Origin of the sequence: Flagellimonas olearia (assembly GCF_004150225.1) — a bacterium.
GTDB classification, from domain to species: domain Bacteria; phylum Bacteroidota; class Bacteroidia; order Flavobacteriales; family Flavobacteriaceae; genus Flagellimonas; species Flagellimonas olearia.
This window is the reverse complement of record NZ_ML142909.1, coordinates 34,651-46,671: the sequence shown is the minus strand read 5'-3', so window position 1 is coordinate 46,671 and position 12,021 is coordinate 34,651. Positions and strand designations below refer to the sequence as shown.

At 44.2% G+C, this 12,021-nt stretch carries 13 protein-coding genes; 6 read left to right on the top strand and 7 right to left on the bottom strand.

Annotated elements, in window-relative coordinates; all coding sequences use genetic code 11:
- Window positions 1-6: 6 nt before the first annotated feature.
- The 3 genes from DN53_RS09125 to DN53_RS09115 all read right to left on the bottom strand — a co-directional run bounded on the left by DN53_RS09125 (window position 7) and on the right by DN53_RS09115 (window position 2,717).
- Entirely contained in the window at window positions 7-1,152 is a 1,146-nt protein-coding gene (locus tag DN53_RS09125) for a hypothetical protein (protein WP_129654099.1), read from the bottom strand.
- Window positions 1,153-1,374: 222 nt separating this feature from the next.
- A complete protein-coding gene (locus tag DN53_RS09120; RefSeq protein ID WP_129654098.1) occupies window positions 1,375-1,989 on the bottom strand; it encodes a trimeric intracellular cation channel family protein in 615 nt (204 codons plus the stop codon).
- Window positions 1,990-1,991: 2 nt separating this feature from the next.
- Window positions 1,992-2,717 (bottom strand): RDD family protein, encoded by a 726-nt coding sequence (locus tag DN53_RS09115; protein WP_129654097.1) that lies wholly within the window; start codon window positions 2,715-2,717, stop codon window positions 1,992-1,994.
- A gap of 36 nt (window positions 2,718-2,753) precedes the next feature.
- Here DN53_RS09115 and DN53_RS09110 point away from each other — a divergent pair, with 36 nt between their 5' ends.
- From DN53_RS09110 to DN53_RS09085, 6 genes are read left to right on the top strand one after another with little or no spacing between them, the layout of a single operon-like run.
- Window positions 2,754-3,728 (top strand): stage II sporulation protein M, encoded by a 975-nt coding sequence (locus DN53_RS09110; protein WP_129654096.1) that lies wholly within the window; start codon window positions 2,754-2,756, stop codon window positions 3,726-3,728.
- Window positions 3,703-4,644: a hypothetical protein gene (locus DN53_RS09105; protein ID WP_129654095.1), complete on the top strand. Its 942-nt coding sequence runs from the start codon at window positions 3,703-3,705 to the stop codon at window positions 4,642-4,644. The genes DN53_RS09110 and DN53_RS09105 overlap by 26 nt, the downstream gene beginning before the upstream one ends.
- A complete protein-coding gene (locus DN53_RS09100) occupies window positions 4,641-5,357 on the top strand; it encodes a DUF4129 domain-containing protein (protein ID WP_129654094.1) in 717 nt (238 codons plus the stop codon). The genes DN53_RS09105 and DN53_RS09100 overlap by 4 nt, the downstream gene beginning before the upstream one ends.
- A 5-nt stretch (window positions 5,358-5,362) precedes the next feature.
- Window positions 5,363-6,574 carry a DUF4350 domain-containing protein gene (locus DN53_RS09095; RefSeq protein WP_165357340.1) on the top strand — a complete coding sequence of 404 codons (1,212 nt, stop codon included), beginning with the start codon at window positions 5,363-5,365 and terminating at the stop codon, window positions 6,572-6,574.
- A gap of 2 nt (window positions 6,575-6,576) precedes the next feature.
- Window positions 6,577-7,575 carry an AAA family ATPase gene (locus DN53_RS09090; RefSeq protein ID WP_129654092.1) on the top strand — a complete coding sequence of 333 codons (999 nt, stop codon included), beginning with the start codon at window positions 6,577-6,579 and terminating at the stop codon, window positions 7,573-7,575.
- A 7-nt stretch (window positions 7,576-7,582) separates the two neighbouring features.
- Window positions 7,583-8,917, top strand: a complete 1,335-nt coding sequence (locus DN53_RS09085; RefSeq protein WP_242502108.1) for a DUF58 domain-containing protein — start codon at window positions 7,583-7,585, stop codon at window positions 8,915-8,917.
- Between the two features lie 11 nt (window positions 8,918-8,928).
- On the opposite strand, the gene DN53_RS09080 is transcribed toward DN53_RS09085, so the two are convergent.
- From DN53_RS09080 to mnmA, 4 genes are read right to left on the bottom strand one after another with little or no spacing between them, the layout of a single operon-like run.
- Window positions 8,929-9,399 carry a YfiM family lipoprotein gene (locus DN53_RS09080; RefSeq protein WP_207211105.1) on the bottom strand — a complete coding sequence of 157 codons (471 nt, stop codon included), beginning with the start codon at window positions 9,397-9,399 and terminating at the stop codon, window positions 8,929-8,931.
- A 47-nt stretch (window positions 9,400-9,446) separates the two neighbouring features.
- Window positions 9,447-10,388: an NAD(P)H-dependent flavin oxidoreductase gene (locus tag DN53_RS09075; RefSeq protein ID WP_129654091.1), complete on the bottom strand. Its 942-nt coding sequence runs from the start codon at window positions 10,386-10,388 to the stop codon at window positions 9,447-9,449.
- Window positions 10,389-10,676 carry a hypothetical protein gene (locus DN53_RS09070; protein WP_129654090.1) on the bottom strand — a complete coding sequence of 96 codons (288 nt, stop codon included), beginning with the start codon at window positions 10,674-10,676 and terminating at the stop codon, window positions 10,389-10,391.
- Between the two features lie 16 nt (window positions 10,677-10,692).
- Entirely contained in the window at window positions 10,693-11,895 is a 1,203-nt protein-coding gene (gene mnmA / locus DN53_RS09065) for a tRNA 2-thiouridine(34) synthase MnmA (RefSeq protein ID WP_262707908.1), read from the bottom strand.
- Window positions 11,896-12,021: the final 126 nt, after the last annotated feature.

Genomic DNA, 12,021 nt, shown 5'->3' with positions numbered 1-12,021 from the left:
TATCTCCTAATTTTTGAATTCGTTCATCAAGGCTGGATCCACCTTTACTTTTTTGTTCGCAAACCGATAGGACACCCCAACATTGATCAAATAGTCCGCAAAAGCGGCGTCACCGTTCCTTGGGTTTCCGGTGGCTTCCTCAGTTTGTTTATCGGTCACACTTTGTGGACGATCTCTTCGCACCGCGAAGGGTACATTCAGGTTCAATGAGAAATTATTTTTCATAAAAGCAATTCCAGGATCTATGGAGAGTACATTCCCCGGTCTCCTAAATCCTTCATTGCCGCCTATAAGATCCTTTACGGGAACGCCTTCATATCGTGCTCCCAAAGACCCAGAGATGGTGTTAGAGAAGCTATGGCTCACCCCAGCCCGTACTGAAAATTGGTCTGGAACGGCCATGATGGCCTCATTCTCAAGAATGGGGCTCAAGGTTTCCCGAAACGTTCTCGTTCCGTTGGTTTCCCTAGGGTTGAGCAAATAGAACCCCCCTCCATAGGCAAAAAACTTTTCGGCTATCTTTTGGTAAAATTGGAAATCCAAGGTAATCCCGAAACCACCATCGCCCGGTTGGATACTTTGATCTACAGGCCTTACCTGGGGGCTTCCTTCTGGCCCCACATTGTAAAATATGTCCGAGGCGTTGTAGTTGCCGGTGGGTAATTTCAATCCCAGACCCAAAGCCAAGTTTCCGTTCTGGTGTTTTTCCAAATCGAACAACCAATAGCCCAGACCGACCCTTATGTCTGCCAGACCTCTGGAATAGGTCATGTTCCGTTCCTCCCTTCCATGCTCATATAAAGAAGATCTGGTGTTGATCACCGTAGGAATGGTAATGCTGGTATACAATCGGTCCGTAATCCCATACGTGAGGAAAAAATCCCAAGAATGGGAATGGTTGATCACTTCGGACCCATTGGCGACCCTGTCCGGTTCTTCCTCCGTTCCCCTAAAATGTCTAAACGATTTAAAATAGCGATAGTTAGTGCCAATTTGGATATCACCCGGGCCCAATAAATTGCTTTCCAAAGTATTGCCCACACATGAGGAGAAGTGCCTAATGGCCACACATCCTTGCGCCCGAACGCTTTTAACTCCAAAAAAGAGAAGGACCGAACCACAAAGGATGTAAAGTAGTTTTTTAGATTTCATAATACTGATTGATTGGTTGATGGTTTAGCTAAAAAGGCCGACCTAAGTAGGACGGCCTTGCTAGTATTTATAAAGACAACTAAACTTGGTGCCAAAGTAGGACTATATGGCACAGGGGGAGATTAACAAGAAAGTAAGAAAGCTTAACAAAGGGTTAATTCCATTAACCAAAGGTTAATGCCGTCAGACGATGATACATGGATCTATGGAAATCTCTTGAAACTATGCTTCCTTGCTGTAGATGTTGGGCAAACGTATATCAAACTTAACGGCCAAGAGCCTCAAACCGATCACGACCATAATCGCCGCGATATAGGCATAATCTTCAGGAATGGGAAAGGTCACAAACAAGAAATAACTTGCCCCACCCAAAATACAAGTAGTGGCATAAATTTCCTTTCTTCTAAAAATAATGGGAATCTCATTACAGAGCATATCCCTAATCACTCCCCCAAAACAGGCGGTCATGGTCCCCAAGGCAATACACATTACCGGTAAAAGTTCAGCTTGAAGGCCCTTTTCCACACCCAACATGGTGTAAAGACCGATGCCTATGGTATCAAACAAGAAAAGGGATCTTCTTAAATATTTAAGTTGATTCACAAAAATAATGGCCAAGACCACCGTGATAAATATGGTGGTGACATAGGTGAGATCACGCATCCAGACCACTGGTGTGTTTCCAATGAGAAGATCGCGCAAGGTTCCTCCACCAATGGAGGTGACAAAGGCAATGATGAGTACCCCAAAAAGGTCCAACTTCTTTTCCATGGCCACCAAGACCCCAGATATGGCAAAGGCCACCGTACCTAAAATATCTATTACCTGATACAGCATACCTACATGTTTTGGGTATAGTAGTTATAATCCTTTAGAACGGTATCCAAATACGGAACATCATAGAGCTGCGAATTGGTCTGGAGAATGCTTTCCACTTTTACCCGAAGCGCAGTCAAGGTCTTAAAATCCCCACTTTTTTTAGCGATGTAAAACGTTTCCTTGATTAACCTCACATCTTTGTCCGTAAGCAAGGTAACGTTGGTAAACTGTGGAATGTACTCGTTATGGACCTCCTCCAAAATGGTATGGGAGACCTTGGTCTTCTTTTTGGTACTGATGACCACCGTGCCCGCTGCAGCATCCCCTACCCGTTGGCGTTTTTCTGAAAACAGGATGCTCAATATGCCTATGGAGCCCAAAAAAATCCAAATGTCCACCAGCCGAAGCATCCATCGCACCAAAAGGTTGCTCCAGTGTACCGGGGTGCCATCCAAACGGACCACCCGCATTTTCATCAACATTTTGCCCACGGTCTGTCCGTTGAACAAGCTGTGCATCAACAATGAATAAAACATAGCTGGTAAAAAAATAAGGGCCGCCAACCCACGCTGGGTCCAAGTATCCTCATAGATATAACCCAAGACATCACTTACCAGGTTCACCAGAAACGCATACATGTACAGGATGAGTCCATCGATGAGGAAAGCCACGATTCGCTCTCCAATACCAACGATTTTATAATCTAAGTTGACATTTTGCGTTGTATTGATTTGGAGGTTATCCATATAACCGTAATTTTAACTGATAGGAATTTTCCACGTATGCGCGAGGCTGCTTTTGTGAAACAAAATAAGGAAAAATGGATTGCTTTTGAAAAAGCAATTTCCATGGGTTCCCATACCGACCCCGATGCCCTTGTGGATGGCTACATCCAACTCACAAACGATTTGGCCTACGCACAAACGTATTACGCAGAAAGCAAGACTTTATTGTACTTGAATTCCCTGGCCTCACAGGCACATCAAAAAATTTATAGGAACAAAAAGGAATCCGGTAACCGTATCATTGAATTTTGGGCCAAGGAATTTCCGCTGTTTTTTAAACAATATCACAGCACTTTGGGGGTGGCCTTCTTAATTTTTGCGGTGGCCACAGCCATTGGATGTATTTCCGCCATCAATGATTCTGCCTTCCTTAGACTTATTTTGGGAGATGCCTATGTGAACGAGACCTTGAACAATATTGCCAAAGGGGAGCCAACCGCCATTTATAAAAACGGAAGTGAAATCGGAACTTTTTTGGGCATTACCATCAACAATATCCGGGTGGCCTTCCTGGCCTTTGCCTTTGGGGTAATCACCAGTATAGGGACCGCCTATATTTTATTCAGTAATGGGGTTATGTTGGGTGCCTTTGTCACCTTTTTTTATACCAAAGGGGTGTTTTTTGAGGCCAACCGACAAATTTGGCTGCACGGCACCATAGAAATTTCGGTTATTATCATTGCGGGTTGTGCCGGACTCATTATGGGCAACAGTATTTTGTTTCCCAAAACATTTTCCAGGCGGGTTTCCTTTATGAAAGGCGCCAAAGATGGTTTAAAGGTGGTGGTGAGTACCATTCCCTTCTTTATCATTGCGGGTTTTATTGAAGGCTTTATAACCCGCTACGCCAATATGCCTAACTGGTTGGCGTTTTTAATCATTGGGGGATCGTTGTTCCTCATTGTGTATTACTATATCGTTTATCCAATTGTACTCAATAGATCACATGAAAGACAAATACATAGAACTTAGGATCAACCGTGATTTTGGGGACATCCTTACCACCTACTTTGAATTTTTAAGGCAGAACATCAAGAAATTCACCAATGTTTTTCTTAGCTATAATGGAATATTCCTTATTGGTCTTTTGATCACCAGTTATCTATTGGTGTCCGGTTTTGTGGGGTTGATTTCGGAAAGTTCCGGTATCTATGGAATCGGTGGCGGTCAAAGCACTGACGACACCTACTGGTATTATATCATTGCCGGGGGCATCCTGTTCTTTTTGATTTTTTTAGTGGTTGGAGGCCTAAACTTTAGTTTAAGTTCTTCTTACCTGATCAAGTACGAGGAACACAAAGGAATGCATTTTGACAAGACCAAGGTGTGGGAACTGACCAAAGACAACTTGGGCAATACCTTGCTTTTCATCCTGTTGCTCATTCCCATTTATTTGGGCTTTATTATTGCTTCAATAATTTTCGCCTTTATTCCGCTGTTGGGCATGTTTGCCCAGTATATCCTTCAGTTTTTTATAACCAGCTGGGTAGGAGTCTCTTATTTTAGCATGCTTTCAGAAAAAAAAGGGGTTACGGAAGGTTTTGGTGAGGGATGGAACCTTATCAGTAAGAACTTTTGGAGAGCCATCGGCGTCAACTTTATTTTGGGACTGCTCAATGGTCTGTTGTTTTTCATCATTTTGCTCATTCCCATGATCATTATTGGGGTATATACCTTTCATGTTGTGGAAAGTAGTGTTGATGTGGGAGCTTCCGTGGTTTCCACAGTGGTTTATACCTTGGGGCTTTGCCTGTTGCTCATCCTTATGATCTATGCCCAATGCCTATCACAATTCGTGAATGGCATCCTTTTTTATGCCCTGCACGAAAAAACCTATAATGTGAACACCCGAAGCAAAATTGAACAAATAGGACAATCCGATCAGTGATCCAGCGCATTGCCACCATATTCCTTTTGATTTGGACCATGACTTCCATGGCCCAAAACGACAGTATTCCCATACCTGTTGATGAGGCATCGGTACTCACCGACCGGCAAATCGGCGAAGAACTTTCCCAAAAATATACGGGGGATGAGTTTAACTACGAAGTCAAGACGGGGGAATCTTCCAATTTATTGGCGCGATTTATTAGATGGGTGCTCAATGGTCTTGGGGAAACCTTTGGTCTTGATATTTCCCCACAGACCTTACTGATTTTGGAGTATATCATCTATGGCTTGATGGGCCTTTTGGCCATTTATCTGCTTGTCCGTATGTTCATCAACGAGAAGTTCAATGCCATTTTTTCAAAAAAGGCCAAATCCATTGTGGATATAGACCTTTCCGAACACCATATCGAGGCCATAGACCTGGATGCCCTCATGGATGCCGCCCTAAAACAAAAAGATTACCGATTGGCGGTACGTTACCAATTCCTGAGAGTCCTGAAACTCCTCTCCCAAAAGAGTATTATTGAGTGGCACTTTGACAAGACCAATCTGGACTATGGCAGGGAGATTAAGGAAGCCCGACTGCAGGAAGAGTTCAAAAAAGCATCCTACCTCTATGAAAACATTTGGTATGGTGAGCAACCTATTGATGAACAAGGTTACGCCAAGACCAGCTCCCGATTTGACACCCTGAACCTTTTAATTCCGTAATGACCATGGACCGTAAATCGAAAATAGTCATTGCTCTATTTGCCTTGGTGGTTCTGGGAATCATCATCACGGAAATGGTACGGCCCAAACCCATCAACTGGAGGCCGTCCTATACGGCAGTGGACAAAATCCCTTTTGGGTGCTACGTCCTTTATTCCGAACTGCCCAACATTTTTCCCAACAGCAGCATTGAAACCGTCCAGGAAAGTGTGTACGATGCTTTGGTGGAAAGGGATATCTTATTGTCGTCCAATTATATAATCATCAACGAATATGTAGACTTGGACGAACAGGAAACCCATCAGCTTTTGGACTATGTACACCAAGGGAACACGGTCTTTATGGCCGCTACAGGTTTTGGTTGGCCTTTGATGGATACCTTGAACATTTCCATTGGTTCTGATTATTCCCTCAAAGAGGGAACCGCAGTACTGAACTTGACCCATTCCAACTTCAACACCAAGAAATTTGAATTGTCCAGAGGTATTTTCAATTCCCATTTTACAAGTGTAGATTCCACCAGCACCACCATTCTGGGGCATATCACCTATACCAAAGAAAACTTTTTGGAGGGACAACCCGATGAAAAGGTCACCAAGCCCAATTTCATCAAAACCCAATTTGGGAAGGGCAACTTTATCATCAATACCACCCCACAGGCCTACTCCAATTATTATATGCTCAAGGGAAACCAGGACTATGCATTGCATACCTTCTCGTATTTGGAGGATAATGAGCAGCTCTATTGGGACAACTACAAAAAAGCGGGTCGCATCATCATAGATTCCCCCATGCGTTTTGTGCTGACACAGGGTTCGCTGAAATGGGCCTACTATTTGGCGGTTTTGGGCATTTTGGTTTTTGTACTGTTTCGGGGAAAACGGGAACAACGCATCATTCCGGTCATTGAACCCTTAAAAAATTCCTCGGTAGAGTTTGCCCAAGCGGTTGGGTCACTTTATCATCAAAACAAGGATTACACGGACTTGGTCCACAAAAAAATAAACTATTTTCTAGCTCATTTGAGAAGTCGCTACCATATCGATACGGGAACACTCAGCGAAAAAACCATTCAGGTTTTGGCATCGCGCGCCGGGAAAAGTATGGAAGAGACCAAAGGTTTGATTGAATTTATCCTCCATCTGAAACAAAAAAAGACCCATACTGAGCAGGATAGCATAGAACTCAATAAAAAAATAAACGCATTTAAGCTGTAACCATGGAAGAAAACGAACAACAAGACGACGCCTTACAATTTAGCAATCGGATAGATCTTACCCAACTGCAAGAAGCCGTTTCCGGGATAAAATCCGAATTGGGCAAGGTCATCATCGGACAACAGGACATGATTGAGCTACTCATCATTTCCATTTTGGCCAATGGGCATTCCCTGATCGAGGGGGTTCCCGGCGTGGCCAAGACCGTTACCGCAAAACTGCTGGCCAAGACCATGGATGTGGATTTTAGTCGCATACAGTTTACGCCGGACCTTATGCCCAGCGATATTTTGGGGACTTCCATCTTTAACCTCAAATCTTCGGAGTTTGAGTTTAAAAAAGGGCCTTTGTTCTCCAACATCATTTTGATCGATGAAATCAACCGCGCCCCGGCCAAGACCCAAGCCGCCCTTTTTGAAGCTATGGCCGAGCGACAGATTACCATGGACGGTGTGGAATACGCCATGGAACCACCCTTTTTGGTGTTTGCCACACAAAATCCCATTGAGCAGGAAGGTACTTATCGCTTGCCCGAAGCCCAATTGGACCGTTTTCTATTTAAAATCAAGGTCAACTACCCTTCCCTTGAGGAAGAAATACAGATTCTGGAAAGCAAGCACGAGCAAAAGACCCGAATTGAGGAAGACTTGGTCAGTGCCCTGCTATCGGCCCAACAAATAGCGGGTTACCAGAGCACAATCAAAGAGATTGTGGTTGAAAAGAACCTATTAAAATACATCGCCTCCATTGTGGACAATACCCGAACCAACGCCAACCTCTATTTAGGGGCATCGCCACGGGCTTCCATTGCCATTATGGATGCCTCCAAGGCCTTGGCCGCTATCAACGGGAGGGATTTTATTACCCCGGACGATATCAAAAGCGTGGCCAGTCCGGTTTTGGGGCACCGTATTATGCTTACCCCGGAGCGAGAAATGGAAGGCCTGACCTCGGAACAGGTGGTGAAGCAAATTGTGGACAGCATAGAAATTCCCAGATAGACGAATTGTGAAGAAACTTTTTAGGCCCATATACCTGCAGAAACGATTTTTTATAGCCTTGACGGCTATCATCGTTGGTTTTTTGGTATCCTTCATGATACCTAATCTGTATGGCGCCGTAAAGGTTTTGTTCTACCTTTTGGTCCTCCTTGTTATTGTTGATGTATTGTTGCTGTTCGCTTCCAAAGGAAGAATTGAAGGGAAACGTGTGCTCCCCGATAAGCTTTCCAATGGGGACGAGAACCCCATCCTGTTGAAAATTACCAACACCTATCTTTTTCAGGTAGTGGTAAAGATCATTGATGAAATTCCCTTTCAGTTCCAAAAAAGGGATTTCGGTCTGGTCAGCAAAATAGCTTCGGGCAATAGCAAAACCTATGATTACGAGCTACGGCCCACAGAAAGGGGCGTGTATTCTTTTGGGAGCCTAAACATCTTTGCCAGTTCCCCCATTGGGTTACTGGCTCGGAAATATAGTTTTGACCAAGCCCAGGAGGTACCTGTTTATCCCTCTTTTTTGCAGTTGCAGAAATACGACCTTATTGCATTTACCAATCGGCTTCATGAATATGGGTTGAAAAAAATAAGACGCATCGGGCACACCATGGAGTTCGAACAGATCAAGGATTACGTTCTGGGCGATGACATACGCAACATCAATTGGAAAGCTACCGCAAAGCGGGGACAACTCATGGTCAACCAATTCCAAGACGAAAAATCCCAACCTATTTATTCGGTCATCGATAAGGGAAGGGTCATGAAAATGCCTTTCAATGGGTTGAGTCTTTTGGATTATGCCATCAATGCCACCTTGGTCATCAGTAATATTGCACTAAAAAAACAGGATAAAGCAGGTATGTTCTCCTTTAGCAATAAGATAGAGAACCGGGTCGTGGCCGAACGGAGAAGCTCACAAATGAACCTCATCCTGGAAACGCTATATAATCTGGAAACCAATTTTATTGAAAGTGATTTTAGCCGTTTGTACGTTGATGTGAAACGAAATCTGAACCAGCGTAGCCTCCTTCTACTCTACACCAATTTTGAAACGCTGGATGCCTTGCATAGACAATTGCCCTATTTGTTGGCCATGGCCAAACAGCATTTATTGGTAGTCATCTTCTTTGAAAATACGGAGCTGAATGAATTTGCGGACAGGGAAGCGGAAACCGTTCGTCAAATTTTTGATCAGACCATGGCGGAAAAGTTCATTTACGAAAAAAAGCTGATTGTGAACGAATTGCGCAAACATGGTATCCAAACCATTTTGACCAAGCCTGAAAACTTGACCATCAGCACCATCAACAAATACTTGGAAATAAAAGCTCGGGGACTTATTTAATTTCAAATTCCTTACTCTTCCATTGCTGGAAAAAGCGTAAGGGAGTTCAAAGACAATGGCATGGTCTGTAACACCAGCGCCTCTGTATCCTTTTCATGGCTCGGGATATTCAACTTTCTTTTGGGAACGGACGCATAATTGCCCCTTAGCCTTTTTTTGTCCTTCTTTTTGGAAAAGATGTCGATGGTAACCCCTACCGTGACCCCTCCGAGTACGGTAGCGGCCAAGTCGTCATTGTCCCAACCGTTTCCGCTTTGCCCCGCATCCACCGCTTCTTTGGCCACCCCAACAAGGGCGCTTCCGGCTACGGAACCTACAAAGGTCCACACCCGATTGCCCTCGGACATTTGTTTGGCAATACCTGCTCCGGCCAGACCGAAAAGATTACCTCCTAAAAAATGAAGTGCTTTGTCCCGCTCCACTTGACTATATCCATGCGAAACGAGCATAAAAAGGACCAATGTGGGGATTAGTGTTCTCATGCGCGGTTAAAAGTATGAAAAAGTTGCGCATTTATACCGCTAAACTGCTAATACTCTTGTGTTTTTTGTCTGGCAAGGTTGAATTCCGCCATCATTTCCCGGACAATTTCCGCAGCTGGGGTAATATCATGTATCAAACCGGACACTTGGCCTATTTCCAACTCCCCTTCCTCCATATCACCTTCAAACATCCCTCGTTTGGCCCTAGCCCTGCCCAACAGTGCTTTTAATTCCTCTACCGTGGCTCCATGGGCATAGGCTTCTTGAACGTCTTGGAAAAACTTGTTCTTCAGTAGTCGTACCGGTGCCAGTTCCTTCAAGGTCAGTTGGGTATCCCCTTCCTGGGCCTTTACCACCCATTGCTTAAAAAGTTCGTGGGATGAGGCTTCAGGACTGGCTACAAAACGGCTACCCACTTGGACACCATCGGCACCCAAGACCATCGCTGCGAGCATTGCTCTTCCGCTGGCAATACCTCCAGCGGCAATGAGTGGAATCTCTATTTTCTCTTTGACCGAGGGAATCAGCACCATGGTCGTGGTCTCGTCCCTTCCGTTATGGCCTCCTGCTTCGAAGCCTTCGGCCACTATGGCGTCCACTCCAGCTTCTTCTGCTTTCAAGGCAAACTTTAGACTGCTCACCACATGTACCACGATAATTCCGTTTTCTTTGAGAAAGCTGGTCCATGTCTTGGGGTTTCCAGCGGAAGTGAATACGATTTTCACCCCATGGTCCACAATGATCCGCATCAATTTATCGATATCGGGGTACAGCATGGGAACATTGACCCCAAAAGGTTTATCTGTTGCCTTCTTACATTTTATGATGTGCTCTTCCAAGACATCGGGATACATACTCCCTGCCCCCAACAACCCCAAACCTCCTGCATTGGAAACCGCGGAGGCCAAACGCCAACCACTGGCCCAGACCATCCCTGCTTGGATAATGGGATATTCAATTCCGAAAAGTTCAGTGATTCTGTTACGCATTTAAAATCTATCAAAAAAAAGCATTGTTGACACATAAGCCATAAAAACTACTCCTGCCAGAGTAATAATCCAATTCCACTCATTCGCAAAAATGCGTGTCAAAAAATAAATTATGATTGTAAAAACTCCTATCAAACCAGGAAAAAAAAGATTAGCTAGTCCACCTAATCCCGCTCTATCAAGGTCCGGTGCCGACATGGCAAAAACTGTAAAAACAAAAATCGAAGTACACACTATACCAATATTCCACCATACATCTTCTAGTATACTTTTCAATTTAGGATTCATTCAATCATTTTTTTGATTATGATATCACTCCCGACCCCACCAGTTCATCATCAATATACCAAGCCACAAACTGACCTTCGGTAATGGCAGATTGTTTTTCTTCAAAATCCACATATAAGCCCGTTTCAGTTTTATACAAAGTGGCTTTTTGCAAGGGTTGTCTGTACCGTATTCTTGCCATGACCTCCATGGTTCCGTCTACCTCCAAGGCCAAATCCGGGCGCACCCAATGCAATTCGTCCTCTTTTACAAACAAGGTATGACGGTATAATCCAGGGTGGGCTTTCCCTTGCCCGGTGTAAATTATGTTCTTGTCCACATCGGTCTCAATGACAAACAAAGGTTCCTTGGTGCCCCCCACATTAAGTCCTTTACGCTGCCCAATGGTAAAATAATGGGCGCCTTGGTGTTCTCCCACTACCTTTCCATCAGATTGGGCATAAACTGGTTTTTCAGCATTAAAAGCCAACTCTTCCCGCTTGTTTTGAAATCTGGGAACAGTGACCGAAAACTGTGAGGCTGTGGTGGGCACCTCAACAATCACCCCTTTTTTGGGTTTGAGTTTTTGTTGCAAAAATTCGGGTAGATGCACCTTGCCCACAAAGCAAAGTCCCTGGGAATCCTTTTTATCTGCGGTAATCAAATCGTTCTCTGTGGCTATCTTACGCACCTCGGGCTTGGTCAGTTCCCCAATGGGAAACAGGGTTTTGGAAAGCTGTTCCTGCGAAAGCTGGCACAAAAAATAGGACTGGTCTTTATTCTGGTCCTTTCCTGCCAACAATTGGTAGGTTTCGGTACCGTCCTCGTTTTTAAGAATGCCTTTTCTACAATAATGGCCCGTGGCCACATAGTCGGCACCCAACTGCAGTGCAATTTTCAGGAAAACATCAAACTTTATCTCGCGATTGCACAGTACATCGGGATTGGGAGTTCTCCCCTTTTCGTATTCACTGAACATATAATCCACAATACGTTCCTTGTACTCCGCACTCAAATCTACCGTTTGAAATGGAATCCCCAACTTTTCAGCAACAATGAGTGCATCGTTGCTGTCCTCTACCCATGGGCATTCTTCGGATAGGATTACGGAATCATCGACCCAATTCTTCATAAAAAGGCCAATAACCTCGTAGCCCTGCTCTTTTAAGAGATAAGCCGAGACACTTGAATCCACTCCGCCGGAAAGTCCGATAACCACCTTTTTCATAGCATGTTCAATAAGATGCAAAATTACAAAATAACAGCCATTTAAACTACTGTAGGGTAGGTTCACAAAATCCAAACGACAGCTTTCAAACTAAAATCAAAATTCATTTTGTTAAACTTTTTATAAATATTGTTAAAC